19 protein-coding genes are annotated in these 17,620 nt (G+C 67.9%); 14 read left to right on the forward strand and 5 right to left on the reverse strand.

The genetic code is table 11. The features are described from left to right. Positions 1-22 precede the first annotated feature (22 nt). The gene (locus ACFOYU_RS26005; protein ID WP_226738665.1) at positions 23-853 is read left to right on the forward strand and encodes a MipA/OmpV family protein; all 831 of its coding nucleotides are present in this window, start codon (positions 23-25) and stop codon (positions 851-853) included. A gap of 58 nt (positions 854-911) precedes the next feature. Then, positions 912-2,006, forward strand: coding sequence for an AbrB family transcriptional regulator (locus ACFOYU_RS26010; RefSeq protein WP_377035782.1), 1,095 nt, complete (start codon positions 912-914; stop codon positions 2,004-2,006). 77 nt (positions 2,007-2,083) lie between these two features. Here the strand turns inward: ACFOYU_RS26010 and ACFOYU_RS26015 are convergent, their stop codons facing one another. After that, positions 2,084-3,085: an omptin family outer membrane protease gene (locus ACFOYU_RS26015; RefSeq protein ID WP_377035783.1), complete on the reverse strand. Its 1,002-nt coding sequence runs from the start codon at positions 3,083-3,085 to the stop codon at positions 2,084-2,086. A gap of 357 nt (positions 3,086-3,442) precedes the next feature. On the opposite strand from ACFOYU_RS26015, the gene ACFOYU_RS26020 reads away from it, so the two are divergent. Genes ACFOYU_RS26020 through ACFOYU_RS26030 form a run of 3 tightly spaced genes read left to right on the forward strand, consistent with a single transcriptional unit; the run spans position 3,443 to position 7,565 of the window. Next, positions 3,443-4,831, forward strand: coding sequence for a c-type cytochrome (locus ACFOYU_RS26020; protein ID WP_377035784.1), 1,389 nt, complete (start codon positions 3,443-3,445; stop codon positions 4,829-4,831). Further along, positions 4,822-5,310 (forward strand): (2Fe-2S)-binding protein, encoded by a 489-nt coding sequence (locus ACFOYU_RS26025; protein ID WP_226738674.1) that lies wholly within the window; start codon positions 4,822-4,824, stop codon positions 5,308-5,310. Before ACFOYU_RS26020 ends, ACFOYU_RS26025 begins: the two co-directional genes overlap by 10 nt. After that, positions 5,310-7,565, forward strand: coding sequence for a molybdopterin cofactor-binding domain-containing protein (locus tag ACFOYU_RS26030; RefSeq protein WP_377035785.1), 2,256 nt, complete (start codon positions 5,310-5,312; stop codon positions 7,563-7,565). The genes ACFOYU_RS26025 and ACFOYU_RS26030 overlap by 1 nt, the downstream gene beginning before the upstream one ends. Before the next feature lie 19 nt (positions 7,566-7,584). Here the strand turns inward: ACFOYU_RS26030 and ACFOYU_RS26035 are convergent, their stop codons facing one another. Further along, complete coding sequence (locus ACFOYU_RS26035) at positions 7,585-8,268, reverse strand: MBL fold metallo-hydrolase (protein ID WP_377035786.1); 684 nt, start codon at positions 8,266-8,268, stop codon at positions 7,585-7,587. A gap of 112 nt (positions 8,269-8,380) precedes the next feature. Here ACFOYU_RS26035 and ACFOYU_RS26040 point away from each other — a divergent pair, with 112 nt between their 5' ends. The 4 genes from ACFOYU_RS26040 to ACFOYU_RS26055 all read left to right on the forward strand — a co-directional run bounded on the left by ACFOYU_RS26040 (position 8,381) and on the right by ACFOYU_RS26055 (position 12,123). Further along, a complete protein-coding gene (locus tag ACFOYU_RS26040; RefSeq protein WP_226738680.1) occupies positions 8,381-9,493 on the forward strand; it encodes an S-(hydroxymethyl)glutathione dehydrogenase/class III alcohol dehydrogenase in 1,113 nt (370 codons plus the stop codon). A gap of 14 nt (positions 9,494-9,507) precedes the next feature. Further along, positions 9,508-10,353, forward strand: a complete 846-nt coding sequence (fghA, locus tag ACFOYU_RS26045; RefSeq protein WP_377035787.1) for an S-formylglutathione hydrolase — start codon at positions 9,508-9,510, stop codon at positions 10,351-10,353. Positions 10,354-10,554: 201 nt separating this feature from the next. Beyond that, on the forward strand, positions 10,555-11,085 hold the full coding sequence (locus ACFOYU_RS26050; protein WP_377035788.1) for a hypothetical protein: 531 nt from the start codon (positions 10,555-10,557) through the stop codon (positions 11,083-11,085). A gap of 654 nt (positions 11,086-11,739) precedes the next feature. After that, entirely contained in the window at positions 11,740-12,123 is a 384-nt protein-coding gene (locus ACFOYU_RS26055; protein ID WP_377035953.1) for a DUF533 domain-containing protein, read from the forward strand. A gap of 10 nt (positions 12,124-12,133) precedes the next feature. Here the strand turns inward: ACFOYU_RS26055 and ACFOYU_RS26060 are convergent, their stop codons facing one another. Then, positions 12,134-12,709, reverse strand: coding sequence for an NUDIX domain-containing protein (locus ACFOYU_RS26060; RefSeq protein WP_377035789.1), 576 nt, complete (start codon positions 12,707-12,709; stop codon positions 12,134-12,136). Between the two features lie 131 nt (positions 12,710-12,840). On the opposite strand from ACFOYU_RS26060, the gene ACFOYU_RS26065 reads away from it, so the two are divergent. Both ACFOYU_RS26065 and ACFOYU_RS26070 read left to right on the forward strand, forming a co-directional pair. Then, positions 12,841-13,665 carry an SIR2 family protein gene (locus ACFOYU_RS26065; RefSeq protein ID WP_226738690.1) on the forward strand — a complete coding sequence of 275 codons (825 nt, stop codon included), beginning with the start codon at positions 12,841-12,843 and terminating at the stop codon, positions 13,663-13,665. Positions 13,666-13,787: 122 nt separating this feature from the next. After that, complete coding sequence (locus ACFOYU_RS26070; RefSeq protein ID WP_226738692.1) at positions 13,788-15,110, forward strand: AmpG family muropeptide MFS transporter; 1,323 nt, start codon at positions 13,788-13,790, stop codon at positions 15,108-15,110. Between the two features lie 82 nt (positions 15,111-15,192). Here ACFOYU_RS26070 and ACFOYU_RS26075 read toward each other — a convergent pair whose 3' ends face one another. After that, on the reverse strand, positions 15,193-15,438 hold the full coding sequence (locus tag ACFOYU_RS26075) for a YdcH family protein (protein ID WP_226738694.1): 246 nt from the start codon (positions 15,436-15,438) through the stop codon (positions 15,193-15,195). 79 nt (positions 15,439-15,517) lie between these two features. Beyond that, positions 15,518-16,219, reverse strand: a complete 702-nt coding sequence (locus ACFOYU_RS26080; RefSeq protein WP_377035790.1) for a winged helix-turn-helix transcriptional regulator — start codon at positions 16,217-16,219, stop codon at positions 15,518-15,520. Positions 16,220-16,279: 60 nt separating this feature from the next. On the opposite strand from ACFOYU_RS26080, the gene ACFOYU_RS26085 reads away from it, so the two are divergent. Genes ACFOYU_RS26085 through ACFOYU_RS26095 form a run of 3 tightly spaced genes read left to right on the forward strand, consistent with a single transcriptional unit; the run spans position 16,280 to position 17,618 of the window. After that, positions 16,280-16,711, forward strand: coding sequence for a VOC family protein (locus tag ACFOYU_RS26085; protein ID WP_377035791.1), 432 nt, complete (start codon positions 16,280-16,282; stop codon positions 16,709-16,711). A 48-nt stretch (positions 16,712-16,759) separates the two neighbouring features. Continuing rightward, positions 16,760-17,233: an SRPBCC family protein gene (locus ACFOYU_RS26090; protein ID WP_226738701.1), complete on the forward strand. Its 474-nt coding sequence runs from the start codon at positions 16,760-16,762 to the stop codon at positions 17,231-17,233. A 31-nt stretch (positions 17,234-17,264) separates the two neighbouring features. Next, positions 17,265-17,618: a DUF1428 domain-containing protein gene (locus ACFOYU_RS26095; RefSeq protein WP_377035792.1), complete on the forward strand. Its 354-nt coding sequence runs from the start codon at positions 17,265-17,267 to the stop codon at positions 17,616-17,618. Positions 17,619-17,620: the final 2 nt, after the last annotated feature.

Genomic DNA, 17,620 nt, shown 5'->3' on the forward strand with positions numbered 1-17,620 from the left:
CGGTCCCGAAGCAGGAAGAGCCATGCGCATCGCCAGATCCCTCGTCCTTGTCCCGTTCCTCGCTCTCGGTTCGGCCCTTGCTCCCGCCCAGGCCGCGGACCTCCTCTTCCAGCAGGCGCCCGTGACCTCCGCGAGCTGGATCGCCACGATCAAGGGCAATCTGCGGGCCGGTCCGTCCTATCCGGGAGCGGACGATTTCGGCGTCTACGGCTTTCCGTCCGTGAGCTTCCGCCGCGCCGGGACGCCGGAGCGGTTCAGCGCCCCCGACGACGGCCTCAGCTTCTCCTTCCTCGAGCAATCGGCGCTTCGCATCGGCTTCGTCGGCCGCTTCCAGGGCGGGCGCTACTACAAGGACGACCGCCGCCTCTTCGGCCTCGACAAGATCGACTGGGCGGTCGAGCCCGGCGTCTTCGTCGAGTACTGGCCCGTCGAGTTCCTGCGCGCCCGCGCCGAGATCCGGCGCGGCTTCGGCGGCCATGAGGGCTTCGTGGCCGATCTGGGCGTCGACCTCGTGCAGCGCTTCGGCGCCTTCACCTTCTCGGCCGGTCCGCGTCTGGCGCTGGGCGACAGTGAGTTCACCCGCACCTATTTCGGCGTGACGCCCTTCGAGGCGGCCGTGAACGGCCAGGTGACGCCCTACCGTCCGTCCGGCGGCCTCACCTCCGTGGGCGTGACCACCGCCATGACCTACGAATGGTCGCCGCAATGGTCGACCACCGCCTTCGTCTCCTACAAGCGCCTCGTGGGCGACGCCGCCGACAGCCCGATCGTCAAGCGCTTCGGCTCGGAGAACCAGTTCGGCCTCGGCCTCACCGTGTCCTATTCCTTCGATACGGGCTTCACGGGCTTCTGAAGCCGGGCTAAAGGCGGATCCGTCCCGGTGCGATGCCTTGCGCCGGCCATGAGGAACGATGGCATCTGAACTCGTCACGGCCTGTCGAAGCTGGGTCCGGAAGCTCTCGCCTGCCGCCTTTCCCTACGGCCGTTTCCTCGCCGCCCTGCTGATCGGCACCCTCGGCGGCTGGGTCTTCGTCCGGCTCGGCCTGCCGCTGCCGTGGATGCTCGGCTCCATGACGGCCTGCACCCTCGCGGCGCTCCTGCGCGCGCCCATTGCCGCTCCCGCCGCCGTGCGGCCGCCGATGACCATGGTGATCGGGGTGATGCTGGGCGCGGGCTTCACGCCCCAGGTGATCGAGAGCGCCACCCATTGGCTGCCGACGCTGCTGGGGCTCGCGGGATTCGTGGTGGTCAGCGGAGCCGCCTGCGTCGCCTATTTCCGGCGCGTGGCCGGCTTCGACGTGCCGACCGCGTATTTTTCCGGAATGCCGGGCGGCCTCGTCGAGATGGTGATCGTCGGCGAGGACAAGGGCGGCGACGCCCGCACCATCGCCCTCGTGCACTCGGCCCGCATTCTCCTCGTGGTTCTCACGCTTCCGTTCCTGATCTGGCTCACCAGCGGCGTCTCGGTCGGGGCAAGGCCGCAATTCGGGGTGTCCGTCTTCGAGACCCCCTGGATCGACGAGGTCTGGCTCGTTGCGACGGCCGTCGTCGGCGGATTGGTCGGACATTACCTGCGGCTTCCGGCGCGGCTTCTCCTCGGCCCGATGCTGGTCAGCGCGGCGGTGCACGTTCTCGGATGGACCCGCTTCGTGCCCGCCGTGGAGGTCGTCACCGTGGCGCAGCTCGTGCTGGGAACCACCATCGGCTGCCGCTTCGCGGGCCTCGCCCCGCGCGAGATTATACGCATCCTCGTGCTGTCGCTCGGCTCGACGGTGATCCTGCTCGCGATCACCTTCGCGTTCGCGGCGGGGGTGAGCCGCATCTCGTCCTACGACCGGGTGACCCTGCTCCTGGCCTATTCGCCCGGCGGCCTCGCGGAGATGAGCCTCGTCGCGCTGTCGCTGGGCATCGAGGTGGCCTTCGTGGCCGCCCACCACATCATCCGGGTGTTCCTGGTGATGATCGCAGCCGCGCCCGTCTTCGCCCTGGTGCGGCCGCGCAAATAGGTTTTCGGACCGGCATGAAAAAGGCGGCGCCGGATCTCTTCCGGTCGCCGCCTCGGCCGTCTCGCAGGGGACTTGCGTTACAGGCGTGCCTTGAGGCCCACCGACAGCATGAGGGTGCTGATGTCGCCGCCCGCGGCGGGCTTCGGCGTCTTCTCCACCCGTCCCTGTCCGCCGTCGAACATCAGGGAGCCGCCCTTCGCCTCGAAGAAGTTCTGGTACTCCGCCTGTCCCGTCAGCGAGACGGTGTCCGTCAGGGCGTATTCCGCTCCGAGCGTCACGCCGACCATCCAGTCGGGGCTGAAGCGCTCCTCGAACACGATGTTCCGGAGATTGTGGTGATCCTTGTCCGACGACATCACGAACGGGCTCGCGATGAACTCGGCGTTCACCTTGAGCGATCCGGCGGAATAGCTCGCGCCGAGGCCCAGATAGGGCGTATGCCACCATTGCTGATAGGCGATGCCGAGACGGTCGGGGAAGACGCCCGTGAGATCGCGGAAGCCGTTTTCGCTCGAATAGATGTAGTGGCCGCCATAGGCGTTCATCTTGAACGTCATGAAGCGGTAGCCGGCCAGGGCGCTCAACTCGAAGGGACCGGACTGGTAGAACCTCGCGGCCGCGCCCAGATCGATCTGGTAGCCCTTCGCGAGGGTGGTGTCCGACGAATGCGACCATTCCGACCAGCTGTCGAAGCCCATGTAGCCGGCCATCCAGTCGAAATCGTCCATGGCGTTGTCGGATGCCATGATCGTCCAGCCGTTCGCCCGAAGCGACAGCCAGTCCAGCGGCCGATAGGCCAGGCGCGCGCCGAGGATGGCCGCATTGTCGATCTGCCAGTTCAGCTGGCTGAGCTTGGATCCGTTGCCCGGCACGTTGTACACGTATTCACGGGCCTGCCCGGTCAGATAGCCGCCATAGATCTCGGCGGAGAAGAACGGGCCCGCGGCCAGCACCGGAAGAGGAAGAGGGGCGGAGCGGGTGGCGAGATCGGCTGCATGTCCCTGCGACGCCACGGTCAGGGAAGTCGCCATCAGGAAGCCGCTGGCGAGGGCGGAAAAGGTTGCTGCTGATTTCGTCACGAAACGGGTCTCCGAGGCAGGGTTTGCCTGTCCAAATTGCGGCATCGCTTAGAGACGATTCCGTTACGGAATGCTGTCATTTGCGCGCCACACATGGGGCACAATCATCCGAAAGCGGTAGTTTTCGCCCGCCATCCCTCAATAGGCTTATGGAGGCCCCCGCGGATTCCGGGCCGGACGGCTACCCTGTTCGCATAGTTCCTATGGAACACTCGTCCCCCGTTCCGCGTTGAAATCAGCTCAGCAAGCGAGAAAGTTGCGTACCGCTCGACGGCAGGGGAGGTTGGCGGTGCAGAGACGATGCGATCCCGGTTTCGTGCGTAGACAGGCGGCGCCCTTCGTCCGGGTCCCGCATTCATGAAGACCTTCCTTCGGGTCCTTGCAGGTCTCGCGCTCCTTCTCGTCATCGGTGTGGCCGCCTTCGCGGCCTATGCGTGGCGCTCGGAAATCGACCCGGTCGATCCGCCCGCCCAGGCGGGGCTGGATCCCGCGCTGGTGGCGCGGGGTTCCGATCTCGCGGCCATCGGCAACTGCAATGTCTGCCACACGGCGCCGGGCGGCGAGACCTTCGCCGGGGGCCTGGGCATCCCCACCCCGTTCGGCACCATCTATTCGACGAACATCACGCCCGATCCCGAGACGGGCATCGGCCGCTGGTCGGAGGCCGCCTTCCTGCGCTCCATGCGCGAGGGCGTCGACCGCGAGGGACGCCACCTCTATCCGGCCTTTCCCTACGATCACTACACGCTCGTCACCGACGAGGACAACCGGGCGCTCTACGCCTTCCTCATGTCGCGCAAGCACGTGAGGGCGCAGGCGCCGGAGAACGAACTGCCGTTCCCGCTCAACATGCGCATGCTGCTCGCCGGCTGGAAGGCGCTCTATTTCCGCGAGGGTGCGTTCCAGCCCGATCCGAACCGCTCGGCGGAATGGAACAGGGGGCGCTACCTCACGGAAGGCCTGAGCCATTGCGGTGCGTGCCATACGCCGCGCAACCGGTTCGGCGCGGAGCAGCGGGAGCTTCATCTCGCGGGAGCCGAGGTCGAGAACTGGACGGCCTACGCCATCAACGCGGCGTCGCCCGCTCCCATTCCGTGGAACGCGGAGAGCCTCGCCTTCTACCTGCGCCACGGCTGGCATCAGGAGCACGGGGTGTCCCGCGGGCCGATGGCGCCGGTGACCGCCAATCTCGGCTCGGTGCCGGAGGAGGATGCCCGCGCCATCGCGACGTATCTCGCCGACCTGATGGGCGAGCCGAACCAGGAGCGGCAGACCCGGGCGGACGCCGCGCGCGCGGCGATCCGGGAGGAGGGCGGAGCACCGCGTCCCGTTCAGGCCGGCGCATCCGGCAGCGGCATCGGCGAGGCGATCTATGTCAGCGCCTGCGAGGGCTGCCACGACGGCCGCCGCCCCCTGCCGTTCGGCGGGCTCAACCTGCATCTCAGCACCGCCGTCAACGGACCCAATCCGCAGAACATCATCAATGTCGTGCTGTTCGGCCTGCCCGGAGCCAAGGGCGAGCCGAGCGCCATGATGCCGGCCTATCGCGGCGTCCTGAACGAGGATCAGCTGGTCGCCCTGCTCGACTACATGCGCGAGCGCTTCAGCGACCTGCCCGCCTGGACCGACACCCGTGAGCGCGTCGCCCAGACCATGGGCGGCGAGCGAAAGGTCACGGTCTACCGCATGGACGGCACGACGCAGGCCCCTCCGGAATCCAGCATGAGGACGACGCCATGGCCGTGACCCTCACCGTCAACGGCACGACCCGCCAGGTCGATGCCGATCCCGACACCCCGCTGCTCTACGTGCTGCGGGACCATCTGGAGCTCAACGGCGCCAAGTACGGCTGCGGCATCGGCCAATGCGGCTCCTGCACCGTCATGGTGGACGGCACGGCGGTGCTCTCCTGCGTGACTCCGGTTCTCCTGCTCGAAGGGCGCAAGGTCACGACGGTCGAGGGGCTCGGCACCCTCGATGCGCCAGGGCCGATGCAGCAGGCCTTCATCGAGCAGCAGGCGGCCCAGTGCGGCTACTGCATCCCGGGCATGATGATGCGCGCGCAGGCCCTGCTGCAGGCGAACCCGGATGCGGACGAGGCCGCCATCCGCACGCATCTCGAACCCAATCTCTGCCGGTGCGGCACCCATATGCGCATCATCAAGGCCGTGATGCGCGCGGGCGAATTGATGCGGCAGAACTCCCAGAGCGGAGGGGCCACCTGATGACGAAGCACGATGCGAAGAATGTGACCCGCCGCGGCGTTCTGGCCGGAGGCGGCTCCCTGGTCGTCGGCTTTTCGCTTTTGTCGAGGGCCCTCGCCCAGGAGGGCGAGGTGCAGGGCGTGACGCCGCCCAAGGAGCCGAGGCCCAAGCTGCCCGGCAGCCTGTCGGGCGCTCCCCTGCTGGATTCCTGGATCCGCATCGACGCCAACGGCGAGATCACGGTGTTCACCGGCAAGGCGGAGCTCGGACAAGGCGTGAAGACCGCGATCATCCAGGTCGCCGCGGAGGAGCTGGAGGTCGACCCGGCGGCCGTCCGGCTGGTCACGGCCGATACGGACCGGACCCCGGACGAAGGCTACACCGCGGGAAGCCAGTCCATGCAGAACAGCGGCACCGCCGTTCGCCACGCCGCCGCGCAGGTGCGCGACATCCTGATCGCCCAGGCGGCCACCCGCTGGCAGATCCCGATCGACGGGCTGCGGGCCGAGAACGGAAAGGTGGTCAGGACCGACGGGCAGGCGCTCGATTACGGCGCCCTCGTGTCCGGCGAAACCCTGCACGTGGAAGCGGTGCCGCAGACCCGGCTGAAGCCGCAGGGCAGCTTCCGGGTCATGGGCCAGTCCCTGCCACGGGTCGACATCCCCGCGAAGGTGACCGGCACGCCGATCTACGTGCAGGACATGCGCCTGCCGAACATGGTGCATGCCCGCGTCGTGCGCCCGCCGCGCCCCGGCGCGACCCTCACGAACCTGGATTCCGCTGCGGTCGAGCGGATGCCGGGCGTCGTCGCGGTGGTGCGCAACGGCAGCTTCCTCGCGGTGGCGGCGGAGCGCGAGTTCCAGGCAATCAGGGCCATGCAGGCCCTGGAGGCGGCGGCGCAGTGGTCGGAGGGGACGCGGCTTCCCGATCCGGACGGCTTCGTCGCGAGCCTGAAGACCTTTCCGGCGCAGCAGGGCGTGGTCGCCGAGCGCGGCGGAGGCGGCGCCGCGACGGCCGCGAAGACCTTTCAGGCGACCTTCACCCGGCCCTACCAGATCCACGGCTCGATCGGCCCGTCCTGCGCCGTCGCCCTGTTGGAGAACGGCACCACGACGGTCTGGAGCCACACCCAGGGCGTCTATCCCGACCGCAGGGCGATCTCGGAAATGCTGGGCGTGGCGCCGGAGCAGGTGCGCGTCATCCATGTGGAGGGCTCGGGCTGCTACGGCCATAACGGCGCCGACGACGCGGCGGCGGATGCCGCGCTGGTGGCCCAGGCGGTGCCGGGGCGTCCGGTGCGCCTGCAATGGATGCGCGAGCAGGAGCATGTGTGGGAGCCCTATGGCCCCGCCATGCTGACGGAGCTGCGCGCCTCCATCGACGAGACCGGCCGCATCGTGGACTGGAACTACGACCTGTGGAGCAACACCCACACCACGAGGCCGGGGCCGGCAGGCTCCCTCATCGCCGCGCGGTCGCTGCCGAACCCGTTCCCGCCCCAGCCCGTCAAGCTCACCATCTCGCCCGCGGGCAACGGCGACCGCAATGCGGTGCCGCTCTACACGGTGCCGAACCTGCGGGTGATCTGGCATTTCCTGCCCGACATGCCCCTGCGGGTCTCGGCCCTGCGGGCGCTGGGCGCCTATGTCAACGTGTTCGCCATCGAGAGCGCCATGGACGAACTCGCCCTGATGGCGAACGTGGACCCGGTGGAGTTCCGCCTGCGCCACATGGAGGACCCACGTGGACGCGCGGTGATCGAGGCGGCGGCGGAAGGGTTCGGCTGGTCCGGGGATCCGCTGCCCGAGGGGCGGGGCCGGGGCTTCGCCTTCGCCCGCTACAAGAACCTGGCGGCCTATCTGGCCATGGCTATCGAGATGGAGGTGGACCGGGAGACCGGGCGCAGCCGCATGACCCGCGTGGTCGCCGCCATCGACAGCGGCGAGGTCGTCAACCCGGACGGCATCCGCAACCAGACCGAGGGCGGCATCATCCAGGCCGCGAGCTGGACCCTCTACGAGGCGGTCGCCTTCGAGGAGACCGGCATCACCAGCATCGACTGGTCGAGCTACCCGATCATGCGCTTCGGCGCCGTGCCGGAGAGCATGGATATCCGCATCATGGACCGGCCCGGCCGGCCCTTCCTGGGCACGGGCGAGGCCGCGCAGGGCCCCACCGCAGCGGCCATCGGCAACGCGATCCGCCATGCGACGGGACGGCGTCTCTACGACATCCCGTTCCGCGCCGAGAAGGTAAAGGCCGCCATCGGCGTCTGAGGGGCGGCTGAACCTCCCCTCAGAACACCGCGTCGCCCTGCAGGAACGGATTGGTCTGCCGCTCCTGGCCGATGGTGCTCGTGGGGCCGTGGCCGCAGATGAAGGAGATGTCGTCGCCGAGCGGCAGCAGCTTCTCCTTGATCGAACGGATCAGCGCCTTGCCGTCGCCGCCCGGCAGATCCGTGCGGCCGACCGAGCCCTGGAACAGCACGTCGCCCACGATGGCGAAACGCTGCGTGGGCGATACGAGCACGACGCTGCCCGGGGAATGGCCGGGGCAGTGCAGGACGTCGAGGACAAGATCGCCCACGGCGACCGTATCGCCTTCCTGCAGCCACCGGTCCGGCGTGACCGCGCGGGCCTCGATGCCGTAGCCCCTGCCCGTTTCCTCCAATCGGTCGAGCAGGAACCTGTCGGCCTCGTGCGGCCCCTCGATCGGCACGCCGAGCGCCTCCTTGAGTTCGGCGGCGCCGCCCGCATGATCGATATGGCCGTGGGTGAGGATGATCTTCTCCACCGTCACGCCGATCTCCTCGATGGCCTGGCGGATGCGGTCGAGATCGCCGCCGGGGTCGATCACGGCGCCCTTCTTCGTCCGGTCGCTCCACAGGAGCGTGCAGTTCTGCTGGAACGGCGTCACGGGAATGATGGCGGCGCGGACGTCTGACACGTTGAAAACCCTCACGTTATGCACACAGCACATATAGCCGGGCTTCGCCCGTTTGAACCCCTCATGGCTGAGGGCGCCTTCTATTGACCTCCCTCCCTCCCGGTTCCCATAGTCCCGGGCACAGAATCAAAGGAAAGGCTTCATCATGGAAACCAGGGCCGCCGTGGCGTGGGAGGCTGGCAAGCCGCTCACCATCGAGACCATTCGCATCGAGGGACCCAAGCCCGGCGAGGTGCTGGTGGAGGTGATGGCGACGGGCGTGTGCCACACGGATGCCTACACGCTGTCCGGCCTGGATTCCGAGGGCAAGTTCCCGGCGATTCTCGGCCACGAGGGCGCGGGCATCGTGCGCGAGGTCGGCGCCGGCGTCACGACCCTGAAGGTCGGCGACCACGTGATTCCGCTCTACACGCCGGAATGCCGCAACTGCAAATCCTGCCTGTCCCGCCGCACCAATCTCTGCACCGCCATCCGCGGCACGCAGGGGCAGGGCGTGATGCCGGACGGCACGTCCCGCTTCCGCTGCGACGGCGAGACGGTGTTCCACTACATGGGCTGCTCGACCTTCGCGAACTTCACGGTGCTGCCCGAGATCGCGCTGGCGAAGGTGCGCGAGGACGCGCCCTTCGACAAGATCTGCTACATCGGCTGCGGCGTCACCACGGGCATCGGCGCGGTGATCTACACCGCGAAGGTCTGGCCCGGCGCGAACGTGGTCGTGTTCGGCCTCGGCGGCATCGGCCTCAACGTGATCCAGGGCGCGCGCATGGTCGGTGCCGACAAGATCATCGGCGTCGACATCAACCCGTCCAAGCGCGCCATGGCGGAGAAGTTCGGCATGACCGACTTCATCAATCCGAAGGAGATCGGCAACGACAAGGTCGTGCAGGCGATCGTCGACCTGACGGGCGGCGGCGCGGACTTCTCGTTCGACGCCACCGGCAACACGGACGTGATGCGCCAGGCGCTGGAATGCTGCCATCGCGGCTGGGGCGAGAGCATCATCATCGGCGTGGCGGAAGCCGGCCGGGAGATCGCGACCCGGCCGTTCCAGCTCGTCACCGGCCGCGTCTGGAAGGGCACCGCCTTCGGCGGCGCGCGCGGCCGCACGGACGTGCCGAAGATCGTCGACTGGTACATGGAGGGCAAGATCAACATCGACGACCTGATCACGCACAAGATGCCGCTCGACGAGATCAACACCGCCTTCGACCTCATGCACGAGGGCAAGTCGATCCGCTCCGTCATCGTCTACTGATCGGGAGACAGTTCTTGAGCCTCGAGGTCGTCTCGCAATCGCGCTGCTTCGGCGGCACGCAGTTCGTCTATCGCCACGCATCGCAGGAAACCGGCACGCCCATGCGCCTTGCCGCCTTCGTTCCGCCCCAGGCGGAACGGGGCAAGGTGCCGGTGGTGTGGTTCCTGTCCGGCCTGACCTGCACGGAGGAGAACTTCACCGTGAAGGCGGGCGCGCAGCGCGTGGCCGCGGAACTCGGCGTGATCCTGATCGCGCCGGATACCAGCCCCCGCGGCGAGGGCGTACCGGACGACCCCGAGGGATCCTACGATTTCGGCCTCGGGGCCGGCTTCTACGTGGATGCGACCGAGGAACCTTTCGCCAAGAACTACCGCATGCGCTCCTATATCGAGCGGGAGCTCCCGGCCCTCGTGGCCGAGAGCCTGCCGGCCGACATGGGGCGGCAGGGCATCACCGGCCACTCCATGGGCGGCCATGGGGCCCTGACCATCGCGCTGCGCAATCCGGGCCGCTTCAAGGCCGTTTCGGCCTTCGCGCCCATCGCCTCGCCGATGAACTGCCCCTGGGGCGAGAAGGCCCTGTCCGGCTATCTCGGGCCGGATCGGGCGGCGTGGCGGGACTACGATTCCTGCGCCCTGATCGAGGGCGGGGCACGCCTGAACGATCTTCTGGTCGATCAGGGCACCGCCGACACCTTCCTCGACAGCCAGCTCAAGCCGCATCTGCTGGAGGAGGCCTGCGCGAAGGCCGGCATCCCCCTGACGCTCCGGCGCCAGGACGGGTACGACCATTCCTACTTCTTCATCGGCACCTTCATCGAGGACCACCTGCGCTGGCATGGGGCCCGGCTCGGTCTTTGACAACTCTTCGGAGGTAGTCGGGAACCCGACAACCTCCGAACCCTCCCGGTTTCCCTAAGTGCTCTGGCGCACTGCGCCCGGTTGACGCAGAGGAATAGATCCTGCTCTGGAACGATAGAGCATAGCTCTTTGCCAATAAACAGGCTAAGAGATCCGTTCTTCGTGCGAATCTTTTCGTAAGACCGACCCAAAGCACCGCCCATGGAACAGACCCGCGAGCCTATTTTCTCCCCCAATGCCGGCCAGCTTGTCGGCAAGGCCGTCGACATGACGAAGTCCGCCCTCGCGTCCGAGGCGGGCAAGGCGGCGATCCGCACGGCCATCGCCAGAGGCCCCGAGGGGCTGATGCAGCATCTGGCCAAAGCCGCCGAGAAGGCTGCGCCGGATCCGATCACCCAGGCGCGCCTCCTGCTGGCGGAGCAGAGCCAGAACTTCGACGTGATGCGCGGCGCGATCGGGCAGATCGGGCATTCCCTGGGCGAGCTGAACGCCTCCGACGACAAGACCCGGACGCCGCACATGGTCGCCCTGCTGAACGCCCAGGCCGAGGCGATCCAGGGACTGACGCTCCTGGTGCTCAAGGGACAGCAGGTCCAGTCGGAGCTGATCAACGCGGTCGGCACGCAGGCCCAGCAGGCGGCGCCCTCCGGCATGCCGAAATGGGGCTATTACGCCATGGGCGCCATGATGGTCTGGAGCGCCATCAGCATGATCTTCTCTTCGATCTTCTAAGAGTCGGGATTTCCGGCTCGCTTGCGCGATCCTTCGCTTTTTTCCGTTAAACTCCATGGATTCGTGGGGACAGGTCCATGTTCGACGCCAAGAAACTTCTCGATGCACTGGGAACTCCCGCCACGCCGGCGGCACCCGCAGCGGCCGCTCCGGCTGCCGCGCCCGCGCCTGACGCCTCCAAACCCGCCGCTCCCGCCGCCGGCGCCGCCCAGGCGTTCGGCGCAGGCACGCTGCTGAGCGAGCTGATCGGCCTTGCAAACAGGCCCTCGCCTCCTCCGCCAGCACCGGACAACGCAACCGCCGAGCCGGTCGCAACGGAAGCGACGGAAGCCCCCGCCGAGGGCGAGCCGCCGGCTCAGCCGAAACCCGCGGCCACCGCGCCCAAGGCAGCGCCGCCTCCGGCCGACCTGACCGACCTTCTCCTCGGCAAGGCCCAGGAATTCCTGAAGACGCCCCAGGGCAACGCCGCCATGAACGCGGTCGTGCTCGGCCTGACCAAGGCCGTGGTCAATTCCGAGGCCGGCCGCAAGCTCACCGCATCGGCGAAAACCCAAAGGCACGGCCCTGTTCAACCGCCTCCTCAACAAGGGAGCGGAAGCGCCCACCATCGAGGGTTCCGCGATCACCGTCCCGGCCGCCCCAGAAGCGGCGGCGCTGCCCGCGCCGGCCCCGGCCGACAGCGGCGAGACGGCTCTTCTGGTCATGCGCGCCATGATCGCGGCCGCGGCCGCGGACGGGCGCATCGACGACGACGAGCGCGAGCGGATCCTCGGCACCCTCAAGCGGGCGGGAATCGACGGCGAAGGCGTCGCCCTGATCGAGGCCGAACTCGCCCGCCCGGCGAGCGCGGCCGAACTCGCGGCGGCGGTGAAGACTCCCGACATGGCGGTCCAGGTCTATACGGCGGCCCGGCGCATCATCACGCCGAGCACGGTGGAGGAGCGGGTGTTTCTCGCACATCTCTCCGGCGCCCTCGGCCTGGAGCCGCGGGTCGTGGCCCAGATCGACGCCCTCGCCTCCGGGGCGATCAAGGCCTGAGCGGCACCGCTCAGGCTGTCTCGAACAGCTCCGGGTGCCGGATCCGCAGGGCCTGCGTCAGGGCCAGGGTCTTGAGGTCGGTCAGGGCGTTCCGCTCCAGCATCCGGGCCAGTTCCCCGCAGCCGATCTCCAGCACCTCGATGTCCTCGTGCTCCTCCGCGAGGCCGCCTCCTTCGGCCACCCGATCCGCCGCCGTATAGGGCGCCAGGAACAGGTTGAGCCGCTCCGTCATCGCGCCCGGGGTCGACCAGGTGCGGCCGACGGGCTCGAGGGTGCCGAGGCGCAGCCCGGCCTCCTCCATGGCTTCCCGCCGGGCGCAGGCCTCGGGCTCGTCCCCTTCCAGGAGGCCGGCAATGACCTCCAGGATGTCCGGCTTCGCCTCGATGTGCATGACGGGCACGCGGAACTGACGGACGAGGACGACCGTGCGCCGCTGCGGATCGTAGGGAAGCACGGCGGCGACGTCGTCGCTCTCGACGATCTCCCGCTCCATCGTCTCTCCGTCTGATTTGCGGACGGTAAAGCCGAGGACCTTGCGCCATCCGTCATAGAGGGTTCCCACCTTGGTGATCCGGTAACCTGCCACGTCTTCTCCCTTTCCGTTTCGGCCTCCGCCTCGGAGGTCTCACGACAACGCGCCAGAAGGCAACCGTTGCCCGGCGAGGCCGATTGGAAGCCCGACGGCACCGTTTCGCGTTGTCGGCGTTGATTACGACCATGCAGAGGTGGGGTGTGGAAGACCTGATCAGAGCCGTGAAGGAACGCCAGGCCATCCTGTTCGCCGGGGCCGGCGTTTCGATGACCGTCGGACTGCCGTCCTGGCGGACCCTGGTGGAGCACATCGCGGCGGAGCTGGGCCTCGACCTGTCCAAGTTTCCGGAGACGGAGATCAACCACCTCACCCTGGCCGAGTACTACCGCCTCAAGCAGGGCAGCATCGGGCCCCTGCGCAGCTGGATGGACCGGAACTGGACCATTCCGGAGGACGCCCTGAAGGCCTCCCGGGTCCACGAGCTGATCTGCCGGCTCGATTTTCCCATCGTCTACACCACGAATTTCGACCGCAACCTGGAGACGGCCTTCGATCTGCACGGGAAGGACTACGTCAAGATCGTCAATGCCAAGGACATCGCCCGCATCCGGAGCGAGGTTCCGCAGATCGTGAAGTACCACGGGGATTTCGACGACGACGAATCCATCGTGATCGCCGAGACGGACTATCTGGACCGCCTGTCCTTCGAGTCGCCCCTCGACATCAAGTTCCGCTCCGACGCCCTGGGCAAGACCATCCTGTTCATCGGCTACAGCATGACCGACCTGAACATCCGCTTCCTCCTGCACCGGCTCTGGAAAACCTGGTCCGGCTCGGGCTTCGAGCGCAACAGGCCGCAATCCTACGTCTTCATGCTGCGGCCGAACCCGATCGAGGAGGCCGTGCTGGAGCAGTGGGGCCTCCAGGTCCTGACGGAGAAGGACTGTCCCCCGGAACAGGCGCTCGAGGTCTTTCTCGCAAAGCTCAGCGATGCCGTCGAGGAGCGGTGAGGCGCCGGCTCCCGCGAGCCGAAACATCGTTAACAAAGCATCAACACCCGCCGTGCCATCGTCTCGCCCCGAGGACTTGCCATGACGGCCTTGCGCCTCTGCAGTTTTTCTCGAAGGTGATCATGGCCGAAGCCCGACGCCGTCTTTCTCTCCGCGATGTCCTGACCGACGGGCGCGTCGCCCTCATGCTGCCGCTGGGCTTCTCCTCGGGGCTGCCTTTCCTGCTGGTCTTCAGCACGCTCTCGGCCTGGCTCCGGGAGGCGGGAATCTCGCGGACCGAGATCGGAATGCTGAGCTGGGTGGCGCTGGCCTATTCCCTGAAGTTCCTCTGGGCCCCCATCGTCGACCGCTACGACGTGCCGGTCCTCGCCCGGCTGCTCGGCCGCCGGCGCGGCTGGATGGCCCTGGCGCAGATCGGCGTCGCTATCGGCCTCGTGGGCATCGCGTCCAGCGACCCGCAGGCGAACCTGTCCGCCGCCATCGTGTCGGCCCTCGTGGTCGCCTTCGCGTCGGCCACCCAGGACGTGGTCATCGACGGCTGGCGCATCGACGCCGCCACGACCGAACGCCAGGGCATGATGGCGGCGACCTACCAGCTCGGCTACCGGCTCGCCCTCATCTGCGCCGGAGCGGGTGCGCTCTACATCGCGGAATTCGTCGACTGGCGCAGCGCCTACCTCGCCATGGCGGCGCTCATGGTGGTCGGCCTCGCCGGAACCCTGCTCGCGCCGCGGGTGGACGAAGGCCCGGCCCGCAAGCGCCTCCCCTTCGCGGCGGCGATCCTGGAGCCCCTGACCGAGCTCTTCCGGCGCAAGGGCATGATCCTGGTCCCGATCCTCGCCCTCGTCGCCTGCTTCCGCCTGCCCGATTTCGTGGCCGGCGTGATGGCGAACCCGCTCTATATCGACCTCGGCTTCTCGAAGGCCGACATCGCCAACGTGTCGAAGCTCTACGGCATCTGGGTCGGCATCATCGGCGCCTTCGCGGGCGGGCTCGCCCTCACCCGGCTGGGGCTGTGGTGGACGCTCTTCATCGGCGCCTTCATCGCGGCCTCGTCCAACCTGATGTTCGCCTGGCTCGCCACGGAAGGCGCCCGGCTCGACCTGCTGATTCTCTCGATCAGCGTCGACAATTTCGCCGCGGGCTTCGCGGGCTCGGCACTCGTCGCCTACATGTCGAGCCTCACCGCGCCGGGATTCGCCGCAGCCCAATACGCCCTGCTCAGCTCCCTCTATGCCCTGCCGGGCAAGCTGATCGGCGGCGCCTCCGGCGCGGTGGTGGATGCCTATGGCTACCCGCTGCTGTTCACCGCGACCGCCAGCATCGGAATTCCGCTCGTGATCCTGTGCCTGGTCGTGCGGCGGGATACGGTGAAGACGGTGCAGGAGAGGCACGAGGAGACCGACGCAGAAGCGCCGGCCGTCGGCGCGGCGTCGAGGGCTTAGGCCCGCATCTCTCGCCTCATGGGAGGGCGATTGCTCTACCTCCTCACGACGAGAGCTGCGGGGCATTGACGCCCGGCCGCGCTCAGGCGGCTTCCTGCTCCAGCAGGCGGGCGATTTCGTCCTTCAGGCGAAGGCGCTCCCTGCGCAGTTCGGCCTCGCGCTCCTCGGACGCGGCCTCGACGCGGGTTTCGAGCCGGTGAATGGTGCGGTTCACCTCGTGGTATTCCTCGGCCAGCCTGGCGAAGTGGCGGTCGCTGAGCTTGCGGGCATGGATCGCGTCGGCATGGCCGGGAAATTCCTGGGCGAGTTCGTGGGGAACGTGAGACATGGTTTGCTCCTTTCGCGCCGACCTTGGCCGCGCGGGAGCATCCGTGCCTTGACCCACGTCAAACCGCCGCGCTTCCCCATCAGGCTGGCTGTCCGGCCTTGGGCGGAAGCGGGAACAGGGTCGTGAACCGCGCCGCGAGGGCGCGGTCGCCCTCGATCCGCAGCGCGCCGGCCTCCTCCATGGCCTCCAGGGGCTGGCCGCCATAGATCGCGCCCGCGATGGCCGGCGCCGTGCCTTCGAAGATCAGGTCGGCCGCGTCCAGGGGCGCGCGGGAGATCTCGATCCGTCCCCCGGCAAGATGGCCCAGGAAGGTCTCCTCGCCCACCCGGAAGCCGATGCGCGCGTCGAGGCCGTCGGCCCGTCTCGCGTCCAGCATGGTGCGCAGCGACAGCATCAGCGAGACGGCGCTGAACGGCCGGCTCGGATCATGCGCGGGGGAGCGCGCCGCCCACCGGCCCAGGCTCTGGAAGATGGGCTCGCTCTCGTAGCCCCATTCCGTCAGCTCGTAGACCTGGGTCGCGGCGGGCGGGGGCAGCCTGCGGCGCACGAGAATGCCCGCGGCCTCGAGGCCTTCGAGCCGCTGGGTGAGCACGTTGGCGCTGATGCCGGGAAGGCTCGCGCGCAGGTCGCTGAAGCGGCGCGGCCCCAGCATGAGCTCGCGCATGACCAGGAGGGCCCACCGCTCCCCCACCAGATCGAGGGCGTGCGCGGTCGCGCAGGCGTCGTCGTAGTGGCGGCGCTGGGAGGTCTCCGACGTCTTTGTTATTTTTTCTAACTTCATAGTTGCTTTTTATAACTTTCTGGGGAATCAATGTCAAACCACACCCGACAGGAGACCGCCATGCCCAAGATGATCTTTCTGAACCTTCCCGTCGCCGATCTCGACCGCGCCGTCGCTTTCTACGAGGCCCTGGGCGCCGAGAAGAACGAGCAGTTCACCGACCACACGGCGGCCTGCATGGTCCTGTCCGACGTGATCCACGTGATGCTGCTGACCCACGACAAGTTCCGCCAGTTCACCCCGAAGGCGATCGCGGACGCGAAGGCGACGAGCGAGGTGCTGATCTGCATCTCCGCCGACAGTCGCGAGGCGGTGGACGAAACGCTCGCCAAGGCCGCGGCCGCCGGCGGCACCGCCGATCCGGGACCGAAGCAGGATTACGGCTTCATGTACGGCCGCAGCTTCGAGGATCCCGACGGGCATATCTGGGAAGTGATGTGGATGGACGTCGAGGCGGCGAAGAATGCCGCGGGCGAGATGGCGATGGCCTGAGCCGAGTCTACGAAAGAGCGAGCCTACGAAAGAGAAGGGGAAACGACCATGACCGACACATCCGCCGCCCCGCACGAGCTGGTGATCACGCGCCTGATCGATGCGCCGCCCGAGACCGTCTACCGGGTCTGGACCGAGCGCACCGGCGAGTGGTGGGCGCCGCGCCCCTACACCACCCCGGAAGTCGCGCTCGACCTCCGCCCCGGCGGGCGCTTCCTCACGAGGATGCGCGCTCCCGACGGCACCGACATGCCGAACGAGGGCGTCTTCCTCGAGGTCGAGCCCAACCGCAGGATCGTCTTCACCGACGCGTTCAGGACCGGGTGGATTCCGCAGGACCCGTTCATGGCCGTGACCGTCACCTTCGAGCCGGAAGGCGCAGGCACGCGCTACACCGTGCGGGTGCGGCACTGGAGCGAGGAGGCCAGGCAGCGCCACGAGGCCATGGGCTTCCACGAGGGCTGGGGCATCTGCCTGGGCCAGCTCGCCGAACTCGCCGAGGGCGAGCGCGCGGCGGCGTGAGGTTCGCGGATCGATTCAAGGAGAAAACGCCATGAGCTATATCGACGGGTTCGTCATTCCGGTGCCCGCGGGCAACCGGGAAGCCTATCGCGAAGTGGCCGCGAAGGCGGCGCCGATCTTCAAGGAATACGGCGCCATCCGCATCGTGGAATGCTGGGGCGACGACCTGCCCGACGGCAAGGTCACGGACTTCAAGGGGGCGGTGAAGGCGCAGGACGGCGAGACCGTGGTCTTCTCCTGGATCGTCTGGCCCTCCAAGGAGGTCCGCGACGAGGCCAACCGGAAGGTCATGGCCGATCCGCGATTGATGGAGGCCGAGATGCCCTTCGACGCGAAACGCCTCATCTACGGCGGCTTCGAGCTTCTGCTCGACACGGGGGAGTAGGC

Origin of the sequence: Microvirga sp. GCM10011540, from assembly GCF_042650665.1 — a bacterium.
Taxonomy (GTDB): Bacteria; Pseudomonadota; Alphaproteobacteria; order Rhizobiales; family Beijerinckiaceae; genus Microvirga; species Microvirga lenta.

Coding starts and splice junctions, on each gene's coding strand:
- ACFOYU_RS26005 (WP_226738665.1), top strand. CDS start 23: ATGCGCATCGCCAGATCCCTCGTCCTTGTCCCGTTCCTCGCTCTCGGT.
- ACFOYU_RS26010 (WP_377035782.1), top strand. CDS start 912: ATGGCATCTGAACTCGTCACGGCCTGTCGAAGCTGGGTCCGGAAGCTC.
- ACFOYU_RS26020 (WP_377035784.1), top strand. CDS start 3,443: ATGAAGACCTTCCTTCGGGTCCTTGCAGGTCTCGCGCTCCTTCTCGTC.
- ACFOYU_RS26025 (WP_226738674.1), top strand. CDS start 4,822: ATGGCCGTGACCCTCACCGTCAACGGCACGACCCGCCAGGTCGATGCC.
- ACFOYU_RS26030 (WP_377035785.1), top strand. CDS start 5,310: ATGACGAAGCACGATGCGAAGAATGTGACCCGCCGCGGCGTTCTGGCC.
- ACFOYU_RS26035 (WP_377035786.1), bottom strand. CDS start 8,268: ATGTGCTGTGTGCATAACGTGAGGGTTTTCAACGTGTCAGACGTCCGC.
- ACFOYU_RS26040 (WP_226738680.1), top strand. CDS start 8,381: ATGGAAACCAGGGCCGCCGTGGCGTGGGAGGCTGGCAAGCCGCTCACC.
- ACFOYU_RS26050 (WP_377035788.1), top strand. CDS start 10,555: ATGGAACAGACCCGCGAGCCTATTTTCTCCCCCAATGCCGGCCAGCTT.
- ACFOYU_RS26065 (WP_226738690.1), top strand. CDS start 12,841: ATGCAGAGGTGGGGTGTGGAAGACCTGATCAGAGCCGTGAAGGAACGC.
- ACFOYU_RS26070 (WP_226738692.1), top strand. CDS start 13,788: ATGGCCGAAGCCCGACGCCGTCTTTCTCTCCGCGATGTCCTGACCGAC.
- ACFOYU_RS26075 (WP_226738694.1), bottom strand. CDS start 15,438: ATGTCTCACGTTCCCCACGAACTCGCCCAGGAATTTCCCGGCCATGCC.
- ACFOYU_RS26080 (WP_377035790.1), bottom strand. CDS start 16,219: ATGAAGTTAGAAAAAATAACAAAGACGTCGGAGACCTCCCAGCGCCGC.
- ACFOYU_RS26085 (WP_377035791.1), top strand. CDS start 16,280: ATGCCCAAGATGATCTTTCTGAACCTTCCCGTCGCCGATCTCGACCGC.
- ACFOYU_RS26090 (WP_226738701.1), top strand. CDS start 16,760: ATGACCGACACATCCGCCGCCCCGCACGAGCTGGTGATCACGCGCCTG.
- ACFOYU_RS26095 (WP_377035792.1), top strand. CDS start 17,265: ATGAGCTATATCGACGGGTTCGTCATTCCGGTGCCCGCGGGCAACCGG.